General features: G+C 29.8%; 24 protein-coding genes. 2 read left to right on the top strand and 22 right to left on the bottom strand.

Going from position 1 to position 26664, the window contains the following annotated elements; genetic code table 11:
- The 13 genes from BLS77_RS09890 to BLS77_RS09830 form a co-directional block, all read right to left on the bottom strand.
- The coding region (locus tag BLS77_RS09890; protein WP_139164838.1) for a helix-turn-helix domain-containing protein at positions 1 to 330 on the bottom strand (330 nt) is incomplete at its 3' end.
- A gap of 322 nt (positions 331 to 652) precedes the next feature.
- Complete coding sequence (locus BLS77_RS09885; protein WP_089968924.1) at positions 653 to 1036, bottom strand: hypothetical protein; 384 nt, start codon at positions 1034 to 1036, stop codon at positions 653 to 655.
- Between the two features lie 232 nt (positions 1037 to 1268).
- On the bottom strand, positions 1269 to 1910 hold the full coding sequence (locus BLS77_RS09880; protein ID WP_089968923.1) for a V-type ATP synthase subunit D: 642 nt from the start codon (positions 1908 to 1910) through the stop codon (positions 1269 to 1271).
- Between the two features lie 3 nt (positions 1911 to 1913).
- Positions 1914 to 3296 carry a V-type ATP synthase subunit B gene (locus tag BLS77_RS09875; protein ID WP_089968920.1) on the bottom strand — a complete coding sequence of 461 codons (1383 nt, stop codon included), beginning with the start codon at positions 3294 to 3296 and terminating at the stop codon, positions 1914 to 1916.
- Positions 3289 to 5067 carry a V-type ATP synthase subunit A gene (locus tag BLS77_RS09870; protein ID WP_089968918.1) on the bottom strand — a complete coding sequence of 593 codons (1779 nt, stop codon included), beginning with the start codon at positions 5065 to 5067 and terminating at the stop codon, positions 3289 to 3291. Before BLS77_RS09870 ends, BLS77_RS09875 begins: the two co-directional genes overlap by 8 nt.
- A 17-nt stretch (positions 5068 to 5084) precedes the next feature.
- Positions 5085 to 5396 (bottom strand): V-type ATP synthase subunit F, encoded by a 312-nt coding sequence (locus BLS77_RS09865; protein ID WP_089968950.1) that lies wholly within the window; start codon positions 5394 to 5396, stop codon positions 5085 to 5087.
- On the bottom strand, positions 5389 to 6390 hold the full coding sequence (locus BLS77_RS09860; RefSeq protein WP_089968915.1) for a V-type ATP synthase subunit C: 1002 nt from the start codon (positions 6388 to 6390) through the stop codon (positions 5389 to 5391). The genes BLS77_RS09865 and BLS77_RS09860 overlap by 8 nt, the downstream gene beginning before the upstream one ends.
- Before the next feature lie 11 nt (positions 6391 to 6401).
- Entirely contained in the window at positions 6402 to 7001 is a 600-nt protein-coding gene (locus tag BLS77_RS09855) for a V-type ATP synthase subunit E (RefSeq protein WP_089968913.1), read from the bottom strand.
- Between the two features lie 18 nt (positions 7002 to 7019).
- Positions 7020 to 7505, bottom strand: a complete 486-nt coding sequence (locus BLS77_RS09850; protein ID WP_089968910.1) for a V-type ATP synthase subunit K — start codon at positions 7503 to 7505, stop codon at positions 7020 to 7022.
- A 12-nt stretch (positions 7506 to 7517) separates the two neighbouring features.
- Positions 7518 to 9470 carry a V-type ATP synthase subunit I gene (locus BLS77_RS09845; RefSeq protein WP_089968907.1) on the bottom strand — a complete coding sequence of 651 codons (1953 nt, stop codon included), beginning with the start codon at positions 9468 to 9470 and terminating at the stop codon, positions 7518 to 7520.
- The gene (locus BLS77_RS09840) at positions 9457 to 9783 is read right to left on the bottom strand and encodes an ATPase (RefSeq protein WP_089968905.1); all 327 of its coding nucleotides are present in this window, start codon (positions 9781 to 9783) and stop codon (positions 9457 to 9459) included. Before BLS77_RS09840 ends, BLS77_RS09845 begins: the two co-directional genes overlap by 14 nt.
- A gap of 193 nt (positions 9784 to 9976) precedes the next feature.
- A complete protein-coding gene (locus BLS77_RS09835; RefSeq protein WP_089968902.1) occupies positions 9977 to 11647 on the bottom strand; it encodes a B12-binding domain-containing radical SAM protein in 1671 nt (556 codons plus the stop codon).
- A 165-nt stretch (positions 11648 to 11812) separates the two neighbouring features.
- Positions 11813 to 12343 (bottom strand): hypothetical protein, encoded by a 531-nt coding sequence (locus BLS77_RS09830; RefSeq protein WP_089968901.1) that lies wholly within the window; start codon positions 12341 to 12343, stop codon positions 11813 to 11815.
- Positions 12344 to 12580: 237 nt separating this feature from the next.
- Between BLS77_RS09830 and BLS77_RS09825 the strand changes: the two genes are divergently transcribed.
- On the top strand, positions 12581 to 13621 hold the full coding sequence (locus BLS77_RS09825) for a hypothetical protein (RefSeq protein ID WP_089968897.1): 1041 nt from the start codon (positions 12581 to 12583) through the stop codon (positions 13619 to 13621).
- Between the two features lie 80 nt (positions 13622 to 13701).
- Here BLS77_RS09825 and BLS77_RS09820 read toward each other — a convergent pair whose 3' ends face one another.
- Positions 13702 to 14493, bottom strand: coding sequence for a TIGR00266 family protein (locus BLS77_RS09820; RefSeq protein WP_089968895.1), 792 nt, complete (start codon positions 14491 to 14493; stop codon positions 13702 to 13704).
- 87 nt (positions 14494 to 14580) lie between these two features.
- The gene (locus BLS77_RS09815) at positions 14581 to 15870 is read right to left on the bottom strand and encodes a PQQ-dependent sugar dehydrogenase family protein (protein WP_089968894.1); all 1290 of its coding nucleotides are present in this window, start codon (positions 15868 to 15870) and stop codon (positions 14581 to 14583) included.
- Positions 15871 to 16064: 194 nt separating this feature from the next.
- Here BLS77_RS09815 and spoVB point away from each other — a divergent pair, with 194 nt between their 5' ends.
- Positions 16065 to 17564, top strand: a complete 1500-nt coding sequence (spoVB, locus tag BLS77_RS09810) for a stage V sporulation protein B (protein WP_089968892.1) — start codon at positions 16065 to 16067, stop codon at positions 17562 to 17564.
- Between the two features lie 165 nt (positions 17565 to 17729).
- Here the strand turns inward: spoVB and BLS77_RS09805 are convergent, their stop codons facing one another.
- The 7 genes from BLS77_RS09805 to BLS77_RS09775 form a co-directional block, all read right to left on the bottom strand.
- On the bottom strand, positions 17730 to 19343 hold the full coding sequence (locus tag BLS77_RS09805; protein WP_089968889.1) for a putative polysaccharide biosynthesis protein: 1614 nt from the start codon (positions 19341 to 19343) through the stop codon (positions 17730 to 17732).
- Positions 19344 to 19502: 159 nt separating this feature from the next.
- Entirely contained in the window at positions 19503 to 20474 is a 972-nt protein-coding gene (locus BLS77_RS09800) for an RluA family pseudouridine synthase (protein ID WP_089968887.1), read from the bottom strand.
- 66 nt (positions 20475 to 20540) lie between these two features.
- On the bottom strand, positions 20541 to 21725 hold the full coding sequence (locus tag BLS77_RS09795) for a M20 metallopeptidase family protein (RefSeq protein ID WP_089968884.1): 1185 nt from the start codon (positions 21723 to 21725) through the stop codon (positions 20541 to 20543).
- Positions 21726 to 21739: 14 nt separating this feature from the next.
- Positions 21740 to 23716: a cell division protein FtsA gene (locus BLS77_RS09790; protein WP_089968881.1), complete on the bottom strand. Its 1977-nt coding sequence runs from the start codon at positions 23714 to 23716 to the stop codon at positions 21740 to 21742.
- 167 nt (positions 23717 to 23883) lie between these two features.
- Positions 23884 to 24072 carry a hypothetical protein gene (locus BLS77_RS09785; RefSeq protein ID WP_089968878.1) on the bottom strand — a complete coding sequence of 63 codons (189 nt, stop codon included), beginning with the start codon at positions 24070 to 24072 and terminating at the stop codon, positions 23884 to 23886.
- Between the two features lie 158 nt (positions 24073 to 24230).
- The gene (locus tag BLS77_RS09780) at positions 24231 to 26222 is read right to left on the bottom strand and encodes an ATP-dependent helicase (protein WP_089968876.1); all 1992 of its coding nucleotides are present in this window, start codon (positions 26220 to 26222) and stop codon (positions 24231 to 24233) included.
- Positions 26223 to 26402: 180 nt separating this feature from the next.
- The gene (locus BLS77_RS09775; protein WP_089968874.1) at positions 26403 to 26621 is read right to left on the bottom strand and encodes a hypothetical protein; all 219 of its coding nucleotides are present in this window, start codon (positions 26619 to 26621) and stop codon (positions 26403 to 26405) included.
- Between the last annotated feature and the right edge of the window lie 43 nt (positions 26622 to 26664).

The raw sequence follows: 26664 nt of genomic DNA, 5'->3' as shown, positions 1-26664 counted from the left end.
ATACTTCTTAATCCATCTTTGTAGAATACTAGTGCTACGAATTTCATACTTAGTGCAAATATCTTCTTGAGATAACTTTCCATCAAAATATTCCTCAATTGCTTTAAGTTTTAATGCTGAAGAATAAGATTTATTATGTGGTTTATGATAAAACACTGATTCTCCGAATTCTTGATATTTCTTAGCCCAGTTACGTATGATACCGCCTCTATTGCAACTATAACGAATCTCTAATTCTGTACATATTTGATAGATGCCCTTGATACCCGATAGATAATCCTCAACTGCTTGAATTTTATCTTCGGGAGTATACTTATATTTCCGTCCCATAAAAAATACCTCCAAAGTAGATTTTGGTTATTTACCATGTCTACTTTGGAGGTATCATATCATTATTGCAACACCTTTTGTTTGTATATTGATATTAAATTTAGGGAATTATCCTGGTTTAAAATGCATCCAATACTATAAACCTATAGTGTTTTCACATGCTTGCACCTTAAAATATTTAAAACCTGCGGGGGCGTAGCCCAGTCTGGAGGCTAGGACCACAGACTTAGAGCTTGCTCTTAAACCCTATCCATTTTCTTACAAAGGTCTGACCCCGTTGTGAGGGAAGAATGACCGAACTTGCTACCAGGTTACATCACGGTTATTCTCTCGTTATAAATTTATGAGCTAATTCTTTTTCATTACGAGCTAACCAATAGTAGTCCATTAAATTTATCATTCTTGTCTTATCACAAAAATCAACTAGATTCCATTCTTGCATATTTAACTCTCTTAATATTTCTGATAGCCCTTGTCTATTTCTTGGATATGTTCTATCTTCAAGGAAACATCTTATATCATCATCAGTTACTATTTTATCAAGGTTTAAAGTCCCTAGTGGTTCTAATCCATAAAATCGCACAGGGTATAATCTATAATTATCTTTTTTATTTATTGCTCCAAAGGAAAATCTATCCTCAATTTCATTATATGTTATTATTCCGAGTGTAACATCCTTTGCCTTTAGTATATACTCTTTTGACATATGATAACCTCCTTTTTATTCTATTGAGTGCTATGTATTATTATACCCATTGTCCAATATTTAAACAATATAAATCATCAACTCAATATCCCCAAGAATTAATCCTTGGGGACACTTAGTATATTTAAATTAATAACAAATCAGTATTCTATTTACCGAGTATAAATTATTAACCCACCAGATACCAAGTTACCTCCACAAAAAAAGGAGCCCTAAAGGCTCCTAAAAAAAATTATGATCTTGATTCTATCATTTCTTTAACTTTCATTAATCTAGTTAAAGCGCCTCTTTCATTTTCTTCAAGTTTCATTCGGATATACCTAATTGTTTCTTGAAGTTGAGGAATTGTCATATACTCAAGTGCATTAACTCTTCTTCTTGTTTTTTCTATTTCATCAGCCATAAGCTGAGTTGATTTTTCTACTTCTGCAAGTTCAAGTAATTTAGGAAGTATTGTATAAAGTTTTGAAATAGCATCATCTAGTTCTGATGATGTACTTGCAAAACCGTATGGGAATATGCTTCCTTCATCCCCTTCAAGTTGTCTTTTAAAAGTCATTTTGGGAACATTAACACTCATTATGTTTTTGGTTCCTACTTCAACTGAAATACTTTCCTTAGGATAGGCAACTGCTTCTTCTAAGAATTCTGAACTCATTACGGCTCTCGCCATAACAAAATCCTTTAAAGAACCTTCAAGTTCAAATTCTACTGACTTTCTTAACTCATTTGTGTATTTAACTAAGTTAATGAATTGTCTCATAAGCTCATCTTGCTTATCTTTCAGGAGTTTATGACCTCTAGTAGCTGTAATTAATCTTTTCTTCAGCTTAGTCATTTCCATTCTAGTAGGATTGACATTTAATATTGCCATATTCTACTCTTCATCTCCCTTTGGCATATACTTTTCAAGGTATTCATCTCTAATTCTCTTAAGCTCAGTCTTTGGAAGAATCTTAAGTAATTTCCATCCTAGGTTTAAAGTTTCTTCTATACTTCTATTAGATGTAAATCCTTGTGCAATATATTGCTCTTCAAAAGCTTCTGCAAATTTAGCATATTTCTTATCTGTATCTGAAAGAGCTGACTCTCCTAAGATAGCTGATAATTCTTTTGCTTGTTTACCTTGTGCATATGCTGAGAATAATTGGTTCATAGTATCTGCATGATCTTCTCTTGTTTTGTTTTTACCGATTCCCTTATCCTTAAGTCTTGAAAGTGATGGAAGAACATCTATTGGAGGCATTATACCTTTTTTATATAATTCTCTTGAAAGAATTATTTGTCCTTCTGTAATATATCCAGTTAAATCTGGAATTGGATGAGTTTTATCATCTTCTGGCATTGTAAGTATTGGAATTTGAGTGATTGACCCTTCTCTTCCTTTAATTCTTCCAGCTCTTTCATATAAAGTAGAAAGATCTGTATAAAGGTATCCTGGATATCCTCTTCTTCCTGGGACTTCTTTTCTTGCTGCAGATACTTCTCTTAATGCTTCCGCATAGTTTGTTATATCTGTCATAATTACAAGAACTTGCATTCCTTTTTCATATGCTAAATATTCAGCACATGTTAATGCCATTCTTGGAGTTGCTATTCTTTCGATAGCTGGATCTGATGCAAGATTCATAAATAAAACTGCATTATCTATTGCACCAGTCTTTTGGAATTCATCAACGAAGAATTGAGATTCTTCAAATGTGATTCCTATAGCTGCAAATACAACTGCGAAACTTGAGCTTGAGTTTAAAACTGTCGCTTGTCTTGCAATTTGAGCTGCAAGCTCTTTATGAGGAAGCCCTGCTCCTGAGAATACAGGTAACTTTTGTCCTCTAACTAGAGTGTTTAGCCCATCTATTGCAGAAATACCTGTTTGAATAAATTCTGATGGAAAATCTCTTGAAACTGGGTTTATAGCTTCTCCATTAATATCTAATCTTTTATCTGGTATTATCTTAGGACCATCATCTATTGCATTACCCATACCATCAAATATTCTTCCTAGCATATCTTCTGATACACCAAGTTCAAGTGGTCTACCTAAGAATCTAGCTTTAGTTCCCTTTAAGTTGATTCCTGAAGAACCTTCAAAAATTTGAACCATTGCTTTTGATCCATTAATTTCAAGAACTTTACCTCTTCTTTTTTCACCAGTTTGAAGTTCAATTTCAACTAATTCGTCATATTTAACGCCTTCAACACCTTCAACTACCATTAAAGGTCCAACAACTTCAGTTACTGTTCTATATTCTTTAAGCATTTTGAACCCCTCCGACCTTGATTAATGTATCTATTTCAGCTTTTAATTCTTCTGCAATATTATCCATTTTAGAAATTTCATCTTCATGGATATATTTACTTCTAGCTACTTTATCTCTTACGTCATCTAATTTTAATATCTTATCTAAGTAAACGCCTGCATCTAAAGCTCTTTCAGCTTCACTACTAAATAAAAGTATTAACTTAAGCATTTTATATTGCTTAGCAAGAGAAGAGTAAGTATCTATTTCATGGAAAGCATTTTGTTGAAGATAATCTTCTCTTATTGACTTAGCAACTTCAAGCTTTAATCTATCTCTTTCTGATAATGCTTCTATACCTACAAGTCTAACTATTTCATCAAGTGCTGATTCTTCTTGTAGAATAGACATTGCATTTTGTCTTAATTCTGCCCAATCAGAAGCTACTTCTTGATTCATCCATGTACCTATAGTATCTTCATATAATGAATATGAATTTAACCAATTAATTGATGGGAAATGTCTCTTATATGCAAGTTGTGCATCTAGTCCCCAGAAAACTTTAACTATTCTAAGTGTTGCTTGTGAAACTGGCTCAGATATATCTCCTCCTGGAGGTGATACAGCACCAATTGCTGTGATAGAACCTTCTCTGCCATCTGTACCTAAACAAGTAACTTTACCAGCTCTTTCATAGTAATCAGCAAGTCTTGAACCTAGGTATGCTGGATATCCTTCATCCCCTGGCATTTCTTCAAGTCTACCTGACATTTCTCTTAAGGCTTCTGCCCATCTTGATGTTGAATCAGCCATTATTGAAACTGCATATCCCATATCTCTAAAATACTCAGATATTGTGATACCAGTATATATACAAGCTTCTCTAGCAGCAACTGGCATATTTGAAGTATTAGCTATAAGAACTGTTCTCTTCATTAAACTTTCACCAGTCTTTGGATCAATAAGTTCTGGGAACTCATTAACAACGTCTGTCATTTCATTTCCACGTTCTCCACATCCAACATAAACAACGATTTCACTATCGCCCCATTTCGCTATAGCATGTTGAACAACTGTTTTACCTGCTCCAAATGGTCCTGGTACTGCAGCGGCTCCGCCTTTAGCTATTGGGAAAAATGTATCTATAACTCTTTGTCCTGTAACCATTGGCGCTTCTGGTTTCATTTTTTTTGCAAATGGTCTACCTCTTCTTGCAGGCCATTTTTGCATAAGCATTAAATCTTTAGGGCCTTTTTCAGTTTCTACAACACATACTGTTTCTATAACTGTAAATTCCCCAGCCTTTATTTCTTTAATAGCTCCTTTAACACCAAATGGTACCATTATTTTATGAAGTACTACTGCTGTTTCTTGAACTGTTCCAATAACATCTCCAGCTTCAACTATATCTCCAACTTTAGCAGTTGGTACGAACTCCCACAATCTTTCTCTATTTAAAGATTTAACTGAAACACCTTTCTTTAAGAATGGTGAATTAGTTGCCTTTTCTATTGCATCAAGTGGTCTTTGTATTCCATCGAACATTGATTCAATAAGTCCAGGTCCTAGTTCTATACTTAAAGGTTCTCCTGTTGTAACAACTGGATCTCCCGGTCCTATTCCTGTAGTTTCTTCGTAAACTTGGATAGATGCTCTATCGTCTCTCATTTCAATGATTTCACCGATAAGTCCTGCATTACCAACTCTAACCATATCATATATGTTAGCTTCGTCCATACCTCCAGCTACAACTAAAGGTCCTGAAACTTTAATTATTTTTCCGGTCTTCAACTCTCTAACCTACCTTCCTATAAAATATTAACGCCAACAGCCTTTTCCACGCTATCACTTATTTTCTTCATACCTATGTTTAATGTTCCTTGATTGCTTGGAATTAATATTACAGCTGGAAGTACCTGCTTTGTGTAACGTTCAATAGTTTCTTCTATTTCTTGTGCCACTTGCTCAGTTACAAATATTACTGCGTAATCATTTTTAGCTAATCTATCTACAGCTATTCTAGCTTCATCAGCTCCAACTACTGGAAAAACATCTATGCCTAAAGCTTTAAATGCTAAAACTGAATCCTTATCTCCAACAACTCCAATTTTCTTATACATAAATATCACGCAGCCTTTCTCTTATTACTTCCTCAGCAATATTATTAAGCTTGCCAACCATTATAATTCTTATTATTTTAATTTCTGTTTCCTTTGCATAAATATATGATAATATTCGCTCTGGTCCAAAGGTAACAAGTTTCGAATCTTTCATAAGTGCCATAACATAGTTATCGCTTAACTTTTCTAAAAGATTTGCTGAATCTGTAGCTATATATCCTTCAATTCCTTCTTTAATCATATCTGAATAAATTGTACTTTGAAGTCTAACTATTATGTTCTCTGGTGATTCATTAATTAATGCTACTAAATTATCCCTATCAATAGCTCCTCCAGAAATCATTACTAAAGAAGCGAAATCTCTATCTTTATTTTGCCTCTTTATTCTTAATAATGTCTTAACATTAGTTGAATCTATTAAAGCATTTACAATCTTATCTACAAAAGGGTATTTAAGATCATTTTTTATTTCAACCATATTTTCAAACATATATTTATCCATAATGATATCTATTCTTTGAGGATCTTTTGTTACTTCAAAATCAGCCACAACTGCTTCTACAGCTACTCTATGTTCTTCACTTAGGTCTTTATAATTTTCATTATCAATCTTACGTTTGATTTCATGTAAATCTTTATTTCCTAAATCTATAAACATATAAGATAAATCTTTTCCAAGGAACTTCCCTTTTAAGATTACCTTTAAGTTGTGATAATTATATTTAATACTCATCAGCTCAACAACAGATTTTACTGGGCAAAGTTCATACATAAGATTATATACTCTTTTTAGCTCAGCACTTAATACTTCTTCATAATCAGTAGCTCTCTTAACAGTTGACATCACACCTGCATACTCAGTTTCCCCAAGTATCCTTAATGCATCATCTGCAGAGTTAGTCTCAATCATTCTTTCTATTTTGGACTTATCAAGGAGTCTGGTTTCTAATACCCATATTCTTGACACAGCTCTGGTAAATTGCATTACATCCATCTGTTGCCTCCTTAATTAAATAATACACCAGCTACTTCAGACTCTAATTCTTCTCTTAGCGAATCAACTAGAGCTTCGTAAGTATTATTGATTTCTATCCCATTCTTTTGTAGGATAAATCCACCATTAAATTCTCTAGTTTGAGAACTTAATTTAATGTCTCCATTTATTCCTTTAGCCTTTAATGCCTCATTTAATTCTTTTATAAAAGCTTCATCTATGATATTCATACTCGCTTCATTAACTATTAAAGTTTCATCTCCATCTACTTTAATTGAAAGCACTGAATTCAAAATAAAATTCTTGAAGTCTTCTTTTGAACTAGAACATAGCTTATCTATGCTTGTTTTAAAAATATCTTCAATAATTCCTTGTTTTGCACCTAACTTGTTATCTCTAACTTTAAGCTTTGCTGCAGATAGAATTCTTTCTTTTCTTGATTTAGCTTCTATTTGAGATTTCTTAGCCATTTCAGACTCTATTTCCTTAGCACTATTTATTTTTTTTGAAATTATAATATCTTTTTCTGCATTTGCTGTAGATACGATATTTTCATTTTTGTCTTTTGCATCTTTTAATATCTTAGAAATTATATTATTTAAACTTGACATAATTTTTTCTCTCCAATCTTAAAACACTTTGCTTACTAACATGAATGATATAACGAATCCAAGTAATGCGTAAGTTTCAACCATTGCTGCTAAAACGATACCTTTAGTATTATGTTCTGGTCTTTTAGCTAATATTTGAATAGCTGCAGCTCCAACTCTACCTTGTGCTATTCCTGACCATAATCCTGCGAAGGCTATTGGTAGACAAGCACATAATAAGTATAAACCTTGCTCAAAAGGCATTCCTGAAGCCATCTTATTAAATACTAAGAACCCTATAACGAATCCATATAAACCTTGTGTACCTGGTAATAATTGAAGCACTAATGCCTTACCAAACTTTTCTGGTTGTTCTGTTATTAATCCTGTAGCTGCTTCACCAACTATTCCAACACCTTTTGCTGAACCTATACCTGATAATCCAACTGCTAACGCAACACCTAATGCTGCAAATATAATTCCACCGTTATTTTCAATAAAAAACTTAATCCATGACATTTCCATTATTAATTCCTCCTAATTCCTTTTAATTTTTACATATTTATCTGAAGTTTTGAATGGTGTGAAAGGTTTTCCCCCACCTTCGTAAAACTTTGAGAAATACTCAACATATTGTAATCTTGCTGTATGCACATAAGCTCCAAGTAATGATAATAATAAATTGAAGGTATGAGCTAATATAAATAATATAGGTCCAATTACTATGGCTGCTACACCTGGCATTTGTCCTATAAGCAGATTTAACGCTCCTGCTATAGATCCACCGGCAAGTCCTAGTGCCATAAGTCTTGTATATGATACTAAATCTCCTATATATCCTGTAATACCATACAATGAATATATACCTTGACCTATTCTAGCACCCTTTGATTCTTCGCTTCTTCCACCTGTTAACACAATTACAATCATACCAAATATCATTGTAACCATTGCTATTGTTGTAACAATCTTTGGAAGTCCAAACATTGGTCCAAGTGCCATTACGCCAATTGATACTAATGTAATTACCCATGATCCTACATCATAGAAGGCATCTAGCGGTTTTCCTAGTTTAATTAATGTATATGCTTTTAGTCCAAGCCCAACGAATATTTGAATAATTCCAAGTACTAGAGACAATATAAGCACAGTATTAACATCACGTGCGGGGTCTATTAATCCTTTAAACTTTATTAAATCTCCAAAGAAAGATCCGTACATTAGCCCAAATGCTATTGTTGGAATACTTAAGAATAAAAAGAACTTTGCAAAATTTCTTTTATCTTCATCTAAATTTAAAGCTTTAAGTGCAAGCATTGATGCTATAAGCACTATAAGACCATATCCAACATCTGCAACCATCATACCAAAGAATATTAAGTAGAATGGTACTAAAAATGGTGTTGGATCTAATTCATTATATTTAGGGAAACTATACATTTCTGTTATTTGTTCAAATGCTTTTCCCAGTGCTCCATTTTTAAGCTTAATAGGCACAATATCAATTTCTTCTTCTTTAACATCTTCAAAATTTAAGTAGTATTCATCTTTAATAGTTTCTTCACATATAGATTTTAACTCTTCATTATTCTCTATACAGTTCCACCCTTGAATAGTAACTATTGTTTCTGTTTTTAAGAAGTTATTATATTCTTTTTGTATCATAATTTTATTGTTATTATACTCATAAACCAATTCCATAATTTTCATTTCTTTATCAAAGCTTGATAATTCTTCTTGCATAAAGAATTTTTTTGATTTTAATTCTTCTATTTCATGTTTAAAATCAGTTATTAGTGTCATTGGCACTTCTCTTTGTTCTGTCTTAAAAGCACTAAATCCATATCCCCTAAGAACTTCTGAAACCTTCTCTTCATCTTCTTTGTTTGTTAAAATAAAGATATTGGTATCGTTGCTACTTCTTGATATTATCTCAATATATTCATTAGATAAATTTTCAAGTAAAGTCTCTTCATATTGCTTTGCAATTGTTCCTATAAAATGAGATACCATTTTTAGTTCTTTTATTGAATCAAAAGTTGTATCTAATGTTTCAAAGGGTTGTAGAAGCTTTATTTCACCTTGTAATTTAACAACTTTAGCTTCTAATTCAACTAATTGTTGTTCTTTTCCTTTAACCTTATCATAAATTGTTTCCCAATTAGATTCTTCAACTTTTTGGGATAATTCATCAAGGGTTAATATTCCTCTACTTTCTTGCATTGCTTTAATTGCAGACTTTTTAGGCATGTAGTTCTTTAGAAATTCTAGGGCAAATTTAGCCTTTGATAAATTTTCTTCATATTTTGCACATTTTAAATCAACATCATCCTTTGAAAGGTTTTGAAGTACTTCATTCTTTTCTATAAGGTCCTCATCTTGCAAATTAACAAACTCTACATTTGAAAATCCTTGTATTTTACTAAGAAGTTCTTCTTTTTTTGATTCAAAGGTTAGCAAAGTGAATTTGTTCATCTTAACTATTGCCATGAATCTTCACTATCCTCTCAACAACTAATTTAATAGCCATATCTTTCTTTTCTTGTGACATATTATTAATGTCACCTACTTCTTTATTTCCTTTTATTAAAATAGGTTCTGCATCCTTTTCGCCTTGTTTAATCGCATCGTCTATAAGTTTATCCTTATTAGCTTTTGCAATTCCTAAGATTTTGTTATACTCTCCTTCTGCTTGAAGGGTAGCACTTTGAACAATTTCTCTGGCTTTAGCCTTAGCTTCTAAAATTAATTCCTCAGCTTTTGTTTCAGCTATTTTAATTTCATTTATTGCTTCTAACGCCAAAATCTCACCACCTTTTGCTATAATTACAAATAATATATGTATTAATACTTTATATAGTATTAAATACTTTTTCTTCTACTATTATACACTTTTTTAACAATAATTCAATACTTTTGTTTTAAATTATTAGTTAATAACTCTTTTTTTTGATTATATATACACTTTTTCTAGCTATTCAAAGCCATTCTGTTTTTTAACAAATTTGACTTGTAACATCAATCACCTCACCCTCATGAGCAAACAAGAAGTAAGTTTTCTCCATTACTATCTCCCCCTCATTAATAAACTTATTAATATTTACGCTAAAAATTTCCAGTTGATAGTCTTTAAGAGAATATTTACCTCTTAGCTGACTTTTTATCTCTTGTTCTTGATTTTTTGTTAAAGGTCTTTCTAAGAAATCTGGCATTCCTCTCTTTTTATTAAAACTTAAGTAATCAAATTTTAAAATATCTCCTAAAATAAAATTATCTCCTTTTAATATTTCCAAATTGAAATCTAAAAATACTTTATAATACTCACTATTTCCAATATTTCTTTTAAAATAACCTTTTTTATCAAAGAAATTTCCTAAGGCTAAGTAAAAATCAAATGGATTTTTAAATTTTGGAATAAAGTATTTAATAATATTATTAAATTTTTGAGAGTTATAATATTTATCGACTACTCCTTCAACTTTCTTAAGTATTAGTAATTCATCATAACTTATATCTTTTGTACTTAGTATTTCATAGGGAGGGTACGGTGAATATTTCATATCATATAAATGTGCTTCTTCCCTCATAGAAGATCCCTTAAGTAATTTTAAGAATCCTAACTGAATTTCCTCAGGTCTTATAATATAAACTTCATTAAATGATCGTTCAAAGGAATTATAATTTTCTCCTGGGAGCCCAGCTATTAAATCTAAATGTTGTTTTATGTTTTTTATTTCAAGAAGCTCACAAACTTTTTCTTTTATGTCACTGAAGTTAACAAAACGATTTATTCTGTTAAGTACATCGTCATTTGTGGTTTGAACTCCAACTTCAAATTGGAATCTATCTTTTGGTGCTTTTCTTAATAATTCTAATTCCTTTGATTTTAATATATCTGCTGATATTTCAAAATGAAATTGAGTATTTGTTTCTTCATTAATTAAAAACTCCCAAACAGCCATGGAAAATTTATGGTTACAGTTAAATGTTCTATCAACAAATTTAACTAATCTAACTTTTTTATCAATAAAGAATTTAAGTTCTTTTTTAACTCTTTCACTATCTAAAAATCTAACTCCATGAGTTGTGGATGATAAACAATATTTGCAATTAAAAGGACATCCTCTTGACCCTTCATAATATACTATTTTATTATCCAAATTTTCATTTTCTTCATAAGGAAAGATTATTTCATCCATATTCATTAATGGTCTTTTTCCATTTGCAATAACCTCTCCATTTTCTTTGTAATAAAGTCCTCTTATACTACTAATACTTTTTTTGCCAAGTTTATATTCTATAAATTCTCTATAAGTCTTTTCACCCTCACCCTCAATAATATAATCTCCAACTAATTCTCCAAGTATTTTATTGCTATCATAAGATACTTCTGGTCCACCATAAATAATTTCTATGTTTTTATCAACAATTTTTATAAGGTTTGATAGTTTTTTTATCATTTCTATATTCCAAATATAAGTAGAAAAAGCTACTACATCTGGCTTTTCTTTAATTATTTCTTCTAGGATATTTTCCTCCCTATCATTTATTGAAAACTCTCTTATTTGTGCTGTGTAGTCCATATCTTTAGTAAATGCTTTTAGATATCTAACAGCTAAGTTACTGTGTACAAACTTTGAATTAATAGCTGTAAGTAAAACTTTCATATAATACCTTCCTTTCTTTGTTTTATAATCAAATCAAGGCTTCTTCTTTAGGATCTCCAAATAAATAACTAGTCAGTATTCTTTTCTTTTGGCCCTGCCCGCCTTTGGTGTTACACTCTTTACTTATTTTATGATCCCTTATGATTATTTTAAAAGATGCCTATGTTAACTAATTTGTAATTTCTTGTTTTTCTTGCTGCCTTGGGATTTTTTCGCTTTAATATAATAAATTTCTTCCCAAAGTTTAGTTTCTTCTATTTTATAAGATTTTTCAAGCATTATTTTTGTATCTTCTATATTTGATTTGCAAAGTGGATTAATATTCTTAAACTCAAACTCTTGAACCTTACCTGAAGGTAATAATGCATTTATCTTATTATTAACTACAGTTCCAACTTCTTTGTTTATATCCCAAATACAAATTTCTCCTCCAACTTTTAAATATTTAGTTACTTCTTTTATTAAATTTATTCTTGAATTCATGCTCCACATACTGCTTAGATGAAAAAAAATCGTACAGGTATCATAGTCTTCCATAGTAAGTAGATGTCTTTGCTCACTTCCTATATAATCTACCGCTACTTCATCCTCTACATCCTTAGACAAATTATATATTACACCAAAACTTTCCCCCACATCTAAAACATCACCCTTTAACTTTACATCTGATAAATTAAGTATCATTGTTTTCCCCATTTTACTTCTCCCCTTTCCTTTATATGTTTTAAAAAAATATATATCTAGTCGATATTTTTTCAAATGACTTACATATATATTATATTACCATTTGCTTACAATTATTAACATTACTTTTTATATTTTATGTAATATCTATTTTTTTATTTTGAGAATACAAAAATCCTTTTTCTTTTACTTTTATTTATGTATAATTAAATAGCAATCGTTAAATATTGTAAAAAAAGGAGTGAGCTTATGAACAAAAGAAATGATAGTATTATTAAATGGGCAATTAATAGAATTGAAAACAATTATAAAGATGATGTTAGCCTTTTACTTTCTTATGGTTCCTATGTAAACGGTACTGCTAATTCACTGTCAGATGTAGATTTCTATTTTATACCTAAAACAGAACGTGCATATGAATTGTGCACAACATTTATTGTGGAATCAGTAGGATTTGATTTATTTCCTATGTCTTGGGAAAGAGTTGAAGGCCTGGCAGAGCTACAAGAGTGTTTAACACCACTTCTCGCTAATGTGAATATACTTTATTGTAACTCTTTGGAAGATAAGCATAGATTTGAAGAATTACAAAATAAATTAAATAAAAATATGAATAATAAAGATTTTATGTTAGAAAAAGCTTCTAAAGAGCTAGACAGTTCTATTAGTCTTTATGAAACAATAATGTTTGAAGATTCTATGTGTGATATCAGGACATTAGCTGGAAAGATAGCAATGTCTTTATCTAATGTTGTAGCTTATATAAATCAAACATATTTCATCTTTGGATTAAAGAAACAAATGGAAGACTTAAAGAACTTTAAAAGTGTACCCGATGATTTTATATTAATGTATGAGTCTATTGTAGAATCAAACTCGGAACAAGAAATCAAAAATTATTGTTATAAAATGATACAGAACACAAGAATTTTTTTAAATAGTAAAATTGAAAACCCAAAAGAAAACGAAAAAAAAGCCAACTATGAGGACTTAGCCGAGTTATATAAAGAGATTATTTCCCAATGGAATAAAATTTATGTATCTTGTGATAGTGGTGATTATGTTTTAGCATATATTTCAGGTACATGCCTTCAGGATGAATTAAATGCAGCTTCAATAGAAAATGGGTTAAACAAATTTGATTTAATGAGTTCCTATAATGCTAAAGAACTAAATAAATTCAAAGAAAGAGCAATTCAGTTACAAAAAGACTTTGTAAAAGTAATTGAGGACAATGGTGTTATTATTGAATCATATACCACTGTAGACGAATTTATAAATAAGAATTAAAGAATATTAATGTGTTACTTAATAAGACCAGCAATTCAAATCGCCGGTCTTTCCTTTACCTAAAAATCATACATATCTAACTATTTTTCAAATAAACTTCCTAAACCACCAAGTATGCTTCCTTGATCTGTTGATTTACCGCCACCTCTTGGTGCAGATGCATACACTTTAGATGCTAACTTGCTAAATGGTAGACTTTGTATCCATACATCTCCTGGGCCTGTTAATGTAGCAAAGAATAATCCTTCTCCGCCAAACACAGCATTTTTAAAGCCTCCAACAAATTGAATATCATATTTTATATTTTGAGTCATAGCAACTAAACATCCTGTATCTATTTTAAGTATTTGGCCCGGTGCTAAAGTTTTCTTAATTATAGTTCCACCCGCATGTACAAATGCTAATCCATCACCTTCAAGTTTTTGAAGAATAAAGCCTTCGCCTCCAAAGAAACCTGTCCCTAACTTCTTAGTAAGGGCTATGCCTATACTAATTCCCTTTGCACAACATAAAAGAGCATCTTTTTGACAAATTAAAGTTCCACCCATATTCCTTAAATCCATAGGTATAATTTTACCTGGATAAGGTGCTGAAAAAGAAACTTTTTCCTTTCCATTACCGCTGTTAGTAAATGCAGTCATAAATAGACTTTCACCAGTTATAGTTCTTTTTGCTGCAGCTCCAAGCTTACCCCAAAGTCCACCACTTTCACTTTTTTCACTTCCATCTCCAAATATTGTTTCCATAACGATGCTGTTATCCATCATTAACATTGCTCCTGCTTCAGCAACTACAGTTTCTCTTGGATCTAGTTCAATTTCAACAAATTGCATTTCATTTCCATGAATCTCATAATCAATTTCATGTACCATATCATAAACCTCCTTTATTTAAATAATTTTGAACTTACATAATTATAATACTACTTTCACCTATTTAATTGTATTTATTCCACAAAATTAATTTTTGACTATTTTAGATTTTTTGTTAAACTTAAATATACCACATACTAATAAAACTATTAATAATGAAATTATAAATAACCAAATCTCTATTGGAAGGTTAAATACCCCCTCTTGATTTTTAGGCTGAAGCTTATATAAGCATCCCAATTTACTATCTAAAACATAAAATGAATCATTATAAAACTTAATTTTCTCTATATTACTTTTGTTTCCAAGATCAATTATTTCATTTAATATACCATCATTTGTTAACGCGTATAAACGACCTTCTTTATTATCTGCAAACACCATTGTATCTTTCAAGAAGAATTCTCCTGTTGTATCTATTGCAAACCCTTTTAATGATTTCACATCTATATGCTGATATATTGGAGCTGATGGGGTTTTAGTCGGATGATTTTCTATTAAAAAATCTACTTTTTTGCCATCTGTGAATCTTGGTGAAGTTATGGGGTCTCCCCCACTATAATCTGGCCATCCATACCAAGCGCTTTTCTTAAATTCATATATATAATCCTTATCATCTTTAATAGGCCTTGGTCCTATATCTTCCATACCACCAACTATTCCCTTTATTTTCCCATCACTATCAATATCAAATCCATTAATATTTCTAAGCCCATGAGCGTATATAGATGTTTTTTTACTTTCAAAATCATAAGCCATTATAGAGCCATTTCCAAGTTTATTATCTTTCACCTTTTCACCTTTTTCTGTATTTACTGCAAAAGGTGAAAAAATACCGGTTTTATTTTCCCCATAATTAACGCCTGTTAAAGATAATTCTATTCCTGGTTTATCATAGGCACCACCTTTTTCATTAACTATTCCTGAATTTGTATTAGTTCCGATAGATAAATAAAGTACATTATCTTTTACTAACAACTTCGTTTCCTTATTTATGCCAGTATTCGGTATATCTCTTATCAAATCTATGCTTGTATTATTTTTAAGATTATACTCTACAACTCTATTGTCTGTTGCTATAAATAATCTATTGTAACTACATAAAATATCAAAGATATCAAAATTATTTTCTTTAATAATTACTTCATCTTTTCCATTATTATTTATTATTCTAATAGTATCTTTAAAGCCTATATATAAATTTCCATCTTCATCATAATCAAAGCTTTTAGCACCTTCATAACCCTTAACATTTATGGACCAATCTATATTTTGGTAAATTACATCTAAATTATACTTACTAGTAAATTTAAAAATTCCAAAAGCTACTGTTACAATTATAATTGAACCTATTAAAAATTTCACAAACTTCTTCATGGTCCACCCTCCTTCATCCTATACTTATTTATATTTTTTAATAACCAAATTATTACTGTATATTAAAAATTATCATAATTATATCTTATTTAGAATAAACATTAAGGCAGCTGAAAAAATAATAAGCCAAGGTATGCTGTATATTTTTAGTCAAAGGAGGATATTCCTCCTTTAATAAAGGGAGTGATATAGCTTTGAGAAAGGATAACTTTGCAAAAAATTCATTTTTGCTAACTGCATCAAATATAACAACTGGAATTCTGGGATTTATATTTTCTATATATTTATCCAAAACTTTAGGTTCTGTAGGTATGGGTCTTTATAGTCTTATAATGCCTATTTACAATTTGTTTATTTGTCTAATGACAGCTGGCATTATAGCCGCAATATCTCAAATATCAGCTGTATATACTGCAAAAGGAGAAATGAATAATTTAACTAAGACTGTTAGAAGTGTAGCTTTTTTTAATATTATATGGGCAGTTATTATAGGTATAATAGTTTTCTTTCTTGCACCTTTTATAAGTAAATATGGGGTTAACGATATTAGAACAGTTAATGCAATAAGGGTTACTTGTCCTGCTATGGTGTTTATAGCCTTATCAAATATTTTAAAAGGTTATTTCTTTGGAGTTTCTAAAATAGCTATTCCTTCTTTTATTGATATTTTGGAAAAGGCAATGAGGATAATAACAATAGGTCTTTTAGTCTTTATGTTTAATGCTACAACTTTAACTTCTCTTGTTACTTTAGCTTATATATCATTAGCCATAGGAGAACTCCAAAGTTTATTATTATTATACATATACTATAGATATGTATGTGGTAACACTCCTAAAACTAATGAAAAGCCCGAAAGACGTTCCCAATTATTATTTAATGTACTTATTATTTCTTTACCTCTATGTATTAATGGGTTTTTAGGTAACATTTTTGGTACTATTTCCACACTTATTGTTCCACATAGATTAGTAGCTGCAGGATTTGAATCTTCAGTAGCTCTTGGAATGATCGGCAAATTTACTGGCATGGCTTTTGCAATCATTGGATTTCCTATGATTGTAATTGGATCTATAAACTCACTTATTATTCCAGACCTTTCACAAACATTAAGTCGTGGTGAGTATTACAATGCTTCCATTCGAATAAAAAAAGTTCTTAAAATAGCTTTTTTACTTGGACTTGCAACAACTATAATTTGCAATATAATTCCAGATTCTTTAGGAATAATGTTTTTCTCTAGAGATGATTTAGGACAATATATTAGAATTGGATCTCTTTGTGCTCCTATATTCTTTACAGCAAGTTGTACTTTTGGAATACTTAATGGACTAAATAAACAAGGTGTAATTCTTAGAAATTGTTTAATAACTGCTGCTCTAGAGCTTGTATGTTTATATATTTTCATAGGAATTCCTAGTATTAATATTTTAGGCTATGCATTAACATTATTTATAACCTCAACAGTAACATTAATTATAAATATGTATGAAGTGAAAAAACATCTAGAATTAAATTTATCTAAGTATAACATAGCAATATTTTCACTACTTGCTATATTAACATTCTTATTTTTGAACATACTATCTAAGACTATTTTATCTGATTTATTTATTATTAAAAATTTAACTATTATTTTAGGTACATTTGCAATTTTTGCAGTATTAAGCTTCTTTGGTATTGAGGAAGATTAATTTCATAGATGTATCTAATAAATATACCAACATTAACCTAAGATACCTTCAAAAAAATAACATAAAAGACTATTGGGCACACCAATAGTCTTTTATGTTATTAAATATTTAAATTTAGATAGTTAGAGATTTGAAATAAAAAATAAGTTAAGGATTTAAATGAAATTATCCAAGTTGCTTTCTTATCCCTCTTGGCATTAGTGTATATAACCTTGGAGAAACCATATCTAAATCTATTTTTCTTATTCCACCAAAATACACCATTACAACTAGATAAACTACTCCACCTATAGCCATTAGAATTATTGTTCCAATAGCTGTTACTAATCTACCTTGAACTCCTAGAATACTAAATACTCTAAATAACGGAATCCTTATAAAAATAATAGTAAAACTCATTACTATCGATGATATTAATGGCACTATTGATTGTCTTATTATTGGAATTTTAATTTTAAATGTTTTTTGAAGCTTAATATGATTTATTACTAGCGGTATTCCAAATGCAAGAAAATTACCAATAACAGCTCCCATTATATTTATATCCGTAATTCCAACTAATAAATAATTTGCAATAAATTTAGCTAATAATCCAAGGCTTGCTGTTGCCATTATTAAATAAAACTTATTTATTCCTTGCAAAATAACATTTTGTATAGTTGTTATAGCCATTAATATTAAAGCTGCTGATCCAAACATTAATAATTCATATCCAGTAGTTTTATTAAATAAGAATACATATATCTCCTTACTTAAAATCGCAAGTCCAAATGTTGCGGGTATTGTTATTATGTATGTAAGCCTAAATGAATAACTCATTTGTTTTCTTAAATCTTTCTTATTTCGCTCAACAAATGCCCGTATTATCCGTGGAAACATTGATGTACCTAGGGCAGTTACTATTGTTAATGGAACATAAATAAGTGTTTTATACTGACCTAAAGTCCCGTACATATCACTCGTTGCTGTAAACCCTGCAAACTCTAATCTATTTGTCACAGTAAACATATCTACCATTCCTGCAGCATTTTGTATAGCTGCAACTAATGTAATAGGTAGTCCATATTTAATAAGTTTTCTAATTATTTTTTTATCCGAAACTTTCTTCTTTCCCGTATCTAATGCATAAGCTTCATCTTCATAATTTCTCTTTTCGTATATATACATAATATATATAATAGCAACTATAGCTCCAAGCGAAGTACCAATGGTAGCTCCTGCACTTCCCCACTCTTTGTCACCGCCACCTACTTTTAGTAATAAAAATGCACATACTAGACTTAAAACTACATTAACTAGTTGTTCAATTATAGATGATATAGCAAGTGATTGCATATCTTCTATACCTTGCATATATCCTCTATAGGCAGATAAAACTGCTGCAAAAAAAATAGCCGGTGCTAAAAACATAAAAGTAAACCCACCGCTACCTTTACTAACCATATTTGCTAAAGGAAAGGCTATTATCATAAATAATGCAGATATTAAAAAACCTCCAATAGCCAAATATTTTCTAGCTAACTTCATAGCTCTTAATGCATCTTTATGATTTCCCAAAACCCTCAGTTCTGTAACAACTTTTGTAATGGCAGGCTGTGCGCCAAAACTACTTATAGCAAATAAAAATATGAATACATCATATCCTTTGTAATATATTCCATATCCATCAGTACCTATCAGTCCTGTTAAAAGTGGAACATATAATGCAGCTAAAATTTTCCCTAATATTCCTGCTATTGATAATATTAAAAACCCACGCCCTGCTGATCTCTCTTCCATAATGAATCCCCTTATCTTGCCAAAGTTCTAAAAATAAATTCCCATTCTCTTTATATTTAGACATCTTGAAAAAATAACTAGTAAATATACTAGTCTAATTTTTCAGATGCCTTCCCAAAATATTTATATAACCCTAATATCTTATAACATCTTAAATTTTTATCTAAATTTAAATACGTCTGTTTTTATTTTCTTAAATATTGGAGGTAAAGCTGCTGCAACTGTTTTATTATTTAAATACTCCATTTTTCCTGGTGCATCTCTAAATATTAGTTTATAAGCATAAAGGAATTGATAATTTAAACCAAACTTACTAGCAAAGAATGAATTTAGTTTTTTATCTCCATATTTATTGTCTCCAATAACGCCATGACCTAAATGAGCCATGTGTGCTCTTATTTGATGACTTCTACCTGTTATTAAATCAATTTCCACTAATGAATATGCTGTATTAGTTTGAATTGTCTTAACTTCCATAGCTATTTTTTTTGAATTTGGAATTTCTTCATCATATACTTTTGATATATTTACATCTTCATTCTTTTTAATATATCCTGTGTATATTCCATCTTTAACTTTTCCTGTAACTAGAGTCATATAGTATTTTTCAACTTTTCTCTCTCTAATCATTTCATTTAATGTTCTTAAACCTTCAAAAGTTTTACCAAACATAACTATTCCAGAAGTATTTCTATCTAATCTATTACATGATGCTGGAGTAAATGTAACTTCTTTATCTGGAAGGTATGCTCCCTTTTCATTTAAGTATGATAATACAAAATCAGTTAGAGTTGGTTCTTCACTCTTTTGATCTGGATGTATTAATACTCCTGGCCATTTTTCAACAACTATAAGATTATCATCTTCATATATTATCTTCATTCCTGTGGCATCTACTTTTATAAACTTAGGCTTTTTGTTTATTTCTTCTTGATTACTTTTTAAATATTTTATTTCTATAATATCATTTAACTGTAGAGCATAATTTTCTTTTTGCTTTTTACCGTTAATTCTAATATCACCTTTTCTTAAAGCTTTAAAAATAGCGCTTAGCGGAACATCCGTTAATAACTTTCTTAAAAATTTATCTAATCTTTGGCCTGCTTCATTTGTACCTATTCCTATTATCAAACTAAATCACTCCTAGCATTTTATACTCTAATTTATATTTTCCCATTCTTATAGATTAATATTAATTTAAGTTATTGTCAAATAATTCGACACTAACTGACATTGAATAGCTATTCCTACCGCAATTGCATCCTCATCTATATCAAAAAGGCTACTATGGGCTGGATAACTCGTGTGTTTTTCATTATTCCCAGTACCTAGGAAATAAAATACCGAAGGTCTCTGTTCTGCAAAATATGCAAAGCTCTCCACTCCCATCTTGATATTTTCCTGATTTAAAATATTTTCATTACCTATTATAGTTTCTGCGGACCTCTTTAAAATACTAACCATATTATCATCATTATAAAGAGATGGGTACGAATCTTCTATTTCAATTTCGCAGGTTCCTCTTGAATATTTACAAACACCTTCAACTACTTCTACTACTCTATTTTTTATAAACTCTCTGTCTTCTTTTATTAGTGTTCTTATAATCCCTTTTATATTAACCTCTTCTGGGATTACATTTTGAGCCTTCCCCCCATGAATTGAAGCAATTGTTATAACTGCTGGGTTTGCAGCATTAACTTCCCGACTTATAATATTTTGAATAGCAAGCACTACGCTACTTGCTATGACAATAGGGTCTACCGTGGTATGAGGATAAGCTCCATGACCACCTGATCCCTTTATTTTTATTTTAAAGGGATTAGATGATGCATTAACAACACCACTTTTGACCATTATTTTTCCACATTCTATAGTTTCTTCTACATGTAATCCACAAATCACATCAACACTTGGATTTTCTAAAACCCCTTCTTCTATCATAAACCTTGAACCACCCACTGTTTCTTCTGCTGGTTCAAAAAAAAGTTTCACATTTCCACTGAAAAAATTTCTATTCTTATTTAAAATTTTTGCAACGCCTAGGAGTATGGCTATATGAGCATCATGTCCACAAGCATGCATTCTTCCATTTATCTTTGATGAGTAATCACAAGTCTTTTTATCATCCATTGGCAACCCATCTATGTCACTTCTAAGTGCTATGGTTTTAATTGGTCCTGGTTTTTCGCCCTTTATAATTCCACAAACTCCAGTTTTAGCAACCTCTATAAAAGGTATTCCCTCATCTTTTAAAAATGTTTTTATTAGCTCTCGTGTTTTAAATTCTTCCATTCCTATTTCAGGATACTTATGAAGTTCTCTTCTAATTATTATTAGCTCTTCTTTTATAGTATTTGCTTCTTCTTTGAAATTAATCATGTTCCCTCCCTAAACTAATTGCTCCAGAATACTTTTATTATATCTTGATTTTTGATTTTATCCGTATAGCTTGCATTCTCTTCATTTAGTTTAAGATTAATTGTCCCATTTGCTGATTTTAAATCAAAGTCTATAAAATTAAATATGTCTACAAATATATATTCTTGTTTTCCGGTTAGAATAACTTTTTCTGAATTAACAGTAACAACTATATCTAAATAGTTATCTCTATCTTTATCAATATATATTTTGGGATTTATAGTAGTTATTACATCTTTACTAGTAGTTAACCTTTCTCCATCTATTAATTTATATTCTTTTTCTAAACATATTCCTGATTTATATAATGATGTTTCTTTATTAAGTATATACTTTTTAATATCGCCTATGGTTTTAGGCATTATTATCTTAACAACATCATCATTTTTTATAAACTCATCTAATTTAACACTTTTATTATTTATGAAAGCCTTTGGTTCAATGTTTATAATCTCATCATTTATATAAATACTTATACTCATGAACTCTTTAATTTGTTCCATAACTTTTGGTTTTGCATCTTTTCCATTTTTCGCAAATATAATATTAATTTTTGCACCTTCTTTAACCTTATAATCTAGTGCTGCTAATGTTTTATTAAGCTCTATAACTGGATTTTCCCCTTTTTCCCCAAATGCTATTCGTTTATTTTTATTTAAAGTATATCTTATATTTTTTCCTTTTTTAGCAATAAGCATAGATGGGTTAATACCAGCTTGCAGTAGCACGTCCATTATAGTATGTTCATGAGAATTAAACATGCTTATTGGTGATCCATTTAGAATAATATCTATAAAATCATTTCCTGCATTTTTAAGTGCTACTAATGCAATTCCAAGTACTGTTACTCCCGCTGATCCAAGTCCATTATTACTAATACAGTCTATTACAGCCGTTCTATCTTTTATTGCAATTCTTTGAAGTGGTAAATTTACAACTTCACTTATTTGTTCAATAAGACCTGGAGTATGTGCTCCCCCACCAACTAAGAATATTGCACTTGGTGGTTTATTACCATTTAGTTCCTTCACTTTACTCCCTATGCTTTGTGCAATTTTCTTAACAACTGCTTCTATTGTTTTTTTTATATTTTCAGATTTAATAGAATTTTCAAATCCTAAAACATCTGTATATGTAATTTCTTCATCAATTCCTATTCGCCTTTTCATATTTTCAGCAGTATTAAAGTCTACTAAATATTCTTGGGCTATAGCTTCTGTTACTTTATCTCCAGCTTGTGGAACCATTCCAAATGATGAAATAGTCTCATTTGAGCTAATTGCTATATCTGATGTTCCTGCACCAATATCTATTAATGCTATATTTAGAAGCCTCAATTTTTTAGGAACTACAGCTTCAATAGCAGCAATTGGTTCTAATGTTAAATTGTTAACTCTAAGACCTACTTTCTTCATAACTGTATATAATGAATCTACAACTGACCTCGGTAGAAATGTAGCTATAACCTCTACTCCAACTGATTCTCCCTTATGACCTATTAAATTAGAAATCAAAAATCCATTTAAGTAATAATTAGTAACTGAATAACCTACACAATATAATTTCCCGTTTGTAGTTCTATTAATTTTTTCTTCAGCTTTCTTTACTGCTGTAAGTTCTAAGCTTCTGATAATATCTTTTGTTATCTCTTCTTCTATATTTAAATCCATTGTTCCCTTAGAGTTAATGGTCTTCAAAAATCGTCCCGCAGCTGCAATTGAAACTTGATCTACTTTAAATCCTACTTCTTCTTCAACTTGCTTAAGAATAATATTTACTCCTTTTGCCACAAGATCTATATCATGAATTTGACCATCAATCATTGCTCTTTCTTCGTGTTCTAAATATTTCTCGCATATAACTTCAAATTTATCTTCTTTAACCACACCTAAGGTACCTATCATGGATCTTGTCCCTATATCAAGTGCAAATTTCATATCATTATTATTCATTCTTTTACCTTCTTTATTAAGATAGTAGGTCTATATAATTCTATAAACCTACTAAAATTATATCGTATAAAGTTTTAACATTCAATCAATTACTAGGTTTCTTTAGCTAATTATGAAATTATAGGTATAAAAATAGGCTATCTTACGATACCCTACTGTATTTCCCACTATTCTTCATCCATGTCTTCAATAATTTTTTCTATAATCTTATCTATAGTTACATCTTTAGTTTCTAACTCTAATTCTAATATATATTCTTCAAACTCAACTTGTAAAACACCTTCAGATTTCACTGTATATTTTATAATTTCTTCCTTAATCTCTGCTCTTAATTCTTTCTCTTCTTGTTTATTCATATGATTTTACCTCACATTCTTTTTAATATGACTTACTATTATCTAATATACTTCTTTGAACACAAAGTGTAAAGTCTTATTTGTACACCTTTTATAAAAATGAAAAATCATTACATAAAGGACTTTTTGCAAATAATTTGTTGTTTTCTTTCATCTTCTTAACTTACAATTATTATTAAATTATTTTCCATTAAAACCTTTAATGAAAAAGATCTTATAATATCTACATCAAAGTTTATACGAACCTTATCGCCTTCAATATTTTCTACCTTTCCATCACCATGAGTTCTATGATGAATATAATCTCCGATTTTCAATCCATAATGATCCACTTCCGATTCTTTGCTAAAGTTTCCTTCTGCTATAAATCTTGATGATTCTTTAAATTGTCCTCTTATTGTTTTTGGCGAATAAAGATATAAGTTATTTATTGCTCTTGTAATTCCAACATAGAACAATCGCCTTTCCTCTTCTAAATTTTTTTCTATTGAGGATTTATGTGGCAATGTTTCTTCTGCGCAATTTATCATAAATACATTTTTAAATTCCATTCCTTTTACCCCATGTATAGTTGAAAGAATTACGCCCTCTTTATTACCCTTACTTTTCTCTATTTGTTCCTTAACATTTTCAACATGTCCAAATAGTTCTATTATTGTTCTAAGACCTTCTGCTGCACTTTTAAATTCCTCTAAAACATCCTCTAAGTCATCTATACTTTGATTATATTTTTCACCATAGTTTTTTAAATACTCACTATATTTAAGATCAGAAATTATATACTGAATTGCAGATCCTAGAGATAGTTTATTTAAATATTGAATTTCCTTTTTTAAATCATTTAGCTTTTTAGCTTGAAAAGGTGGAGTATCTTTTTTATTTATAAGAATATCAAAAGGATTGTTATCTTCAAAACTTGATTTAACACTTTCAAGACTGCTTTTACTTATATATCTAAATGGTTTATTTATAACATGTACAAAGCTAGCCTTATCTTTTATATCAATAGCCAATCTAAGATAACTTAAAATATCTTTGCATATGAAATGTTCAAAGAAATTATATCCTTTATCCAATAAGATAAATTCTATTTTTCTTTTTGTAAAAACATCTATTATGCTTCTAGCTTCCATATTAGTTCTATATAACACTGCATTTTCAGTTATATTATCATAAGATTCTTTCACAATCGTAGCAATTTCTTCACCTTGCATTGTTTCGCTGTAAGGCTTTGAATATTTTATTATCCCATCACTTTCATTAAACGCCTTAATTTCTTTTTTATTTCTATTTTCATTATTTTCAATTACATACTTTGAATTTTCAACTATATTTTGTTTACTTCTATAATTTATAGATAAATATACCTTTTTGCCCTTAGGAAATAATTCTTTGAAAGTTACCATGTATTCCGGCCTTGATCCTCTAAATGAATAAATGCATTGATCTTCATCTCCAACTGCAAACAGTTCATTATTCTCATTAATCAACTTTAAAAAATTAACTTGAATATCATCACAATCTTGAAACTCATCAACTAAAACATAGTTAAATATATCTTTATACTTTTTTAAGATACTTTTATTATTTTGAAATAATTCTATTACTTTAATTGATAAATCATCAAAATCCCAAAGTTGATTTTTTTTCTTATATCCTTCATACCCTTCATAGCATTCATCGAAAATATCATTACTTATGGACGGTATAAAGTTCCCTCTTTCCATAAGAGATGTTTTAAATGTAGAAATATTATTTAAAACTTCTTTTATTTTATCTTCACTAACTTCATCTGAATACTTCGCTAGTACTGCTTTAACTATTCTATGGGATATTCCACCTTCAATAATTGCTATATTATATCCTTCCTTTAAAAGTATTTTATAAAACAATCCATGAAAAGTCCCAAAAAAAGGTGACTTATCTCTATTAAATAAGTTCTTGTATCTATTTCTCATATTATCAGCTGCAGCTCTAGTAAAAGTTATAACTATTATATTACCTATTTTCACCTTTAAATCTATAACTAAATGATTAACCCTATTTATTATTACTGTAGTCTTACCAGAACCTGGCGCTGCAACTACCAGTACATTCTTTTCTTTTATATAAACAGCTTCTTTTTGATATTTATCTAATTTAACTTCCATAAAGTCTCCTTATTGATTACTAGCATTGACTATTTTCTAGATTAGGGTGCCGAAAGAAAATAACAATTTAAGTTATTCTTAGTATTAAAGTTCACAATAGTTTTATACTATTAATTATTTAATTTTTATAAATCTGTACATAAGCAAAAGCAGTGTATCTCTAGTTGAGATACACCACTTTTAATAACTACTCATTTTCTTAAAAAAATCATACTCTCCATGCTTTTCTTGTGAATATGCAAAATTTTCATTTTCTATATCCTTATATGCTATTTTAGTTTCGTCTAAAACCTTTTTAAACGGACACGCCTCTTTTTGTGAGACCATTCCATTCATTGGACACTCATCATAACAATTAACCCTTTCTTTTTTTGTTGACCAAAATGGACACTTACTCATAAAACTCCCCCCAATCCCCATTGAAACCGAAATCATAGATACA

It is taken from the genome of Clostridium gasigenes, from assembly GCF_900104115.1.
Taxonomy (GTDB): Bacteria; Bacillota; Clostridia; order Clostridiales; family Clostridiaceae; genus Clostridium; species Clostridium gasigenes.
Note: the sequence above shows the minus strand (reverse complement) of the source record. Positions and strands in the feature narration are given on the sequence as shown.

Bases quoted from the DNA above. Each gene is read 5' to 3' on its own strand.
- BLS77_RS09795 (WP_089968884.1), bottom strand. From the start codon at position 21,725: ATGATTAATTTCAAAGAAGAAGCAAATACTATAAAAGAAGAGCTAATA.
- BLS77_RS09805 (WP_089968889.1), bottom strand. From the start codon at position 19,343: ATGGAAGAGAGATCAGCAGGGCGTGGGTTTTTAATATTATCAATAGCA.
- BLS77_RS09825 (WP_089968897.1), top strand. From the start codon at position 12,581: ATGAACAAAAGAAATGATAGTATTATTAAATGGGCAATTAATAGAATT.
- BLS77_RS09875 (WP_089968920.1), bottom strand. From the start codon at position 3,296: ATGCTTAAAGAATATAGAACAGTAACTGAAGTTGTTGGACCTTTAATG.
- BLS77_RS09845 (WP_089968907.1), bottom strand. From the start codon at position 9,470: ATGGCAATAGTTAAGATGAACAAATTCACTTTGCTAACCTTTGAATCA.
- BLS77_RS09865 (WP_089968950.1), bottom strand. From the start codon at position 5,396: ATGTATAAGAAAATTGGAGTTGTTGGAGATAAGGATTCAGTTTTAGCA.
- BLS77_RS09820 (WP_089968895.1), bottom strand. From the start codon at position 14,493: ATGGTACATGAAATTGATTATGAGATTCATGGAAATGAAATGCAATTT.
- BLS77_RS09780 (WP_089968876.1), bottom strand. From the start codon at position 26,222: ATGGAAGTTAAATTAGATAAATATCAAAAAGAAGCTGTTTATATAAAA.
- BLS77_RS09785 (WP_089968878.1), bottom strand. From the start codon at position 24,072: ATGAATAAACAAGAAGAGAAAGAATTAAGAGCAGAGATTAAGGAAGAA.
- BLS77_RS09880 (WP_089968923.1), bottom strand. From the start codon at position 1,910: ATGGCAATATTAAATGTCAATCCTACTAGAATGGAAATGACTAAGCTG.
- BLS77_RS09830 (WP_089968901.1), bottom strand. From the start codon at position 12,343: ATGGGGAAAACAATGATACTTAATTTATCAGATGTAAAGTTAAAGGGT.
- BLS77_RS09790 (WP_089968881.1), bottom strand. From the start codon at position 23,716: ATGAATAATAATGATATGAAATTTGCACTTGATATAGGGACAAGATCC.
- BLS77_RS09775 (WP_089968874.1), bottom strand. From the start codon at position 26,621: ATGAGTAAGTGTCCATTTTGGTCAACAAAAAAAGAAAGGGTTAATTGT.
- BLS77_RS09885 (WP_089968924.1), bottom strand. From the start codon at position 1,036: ATGTCAAAAGAGTATATACTAAAGGCAAAGGATGTTACACTCGGAATA.
- BLS77_RS09835 (WP_089968902.1), bottom strand. From the start codon at position 11,647: ATGAAAGTTTTACTTACAGCTATTAATTCAAAGTTTGTACACAGTAAC.
- BLS77_RS09815 (WP_089968894.1), bottom strand. From the start codon at position 15,870: ATGAAGAAGTTTGTGAAATTTTTAATAGGTTCAATTATAATTGTAACA.
- BLS77_RS09850 (WP_089968910.1), bottom strand. From the start codon at position 7,505: ATGGAAATGTCATGGATTAAGTTTTTTATTGAAAATAACGGTGGAATT.
- BLS77_RS09860 (WP_089968915.1), bottom strand. From the start codon at position 6,390: ATGGATGTAATGCAATTTACCAGAGCTGTGTCAAGAATATGGGTATTA.
- BLS77_RS09855 (WP_089968913.1), bottom strand. From the start codon at position 7,001: ATGTCAAGTTTAAATAATATAATTTCTAAGATATTAAAAGATGCAAAA.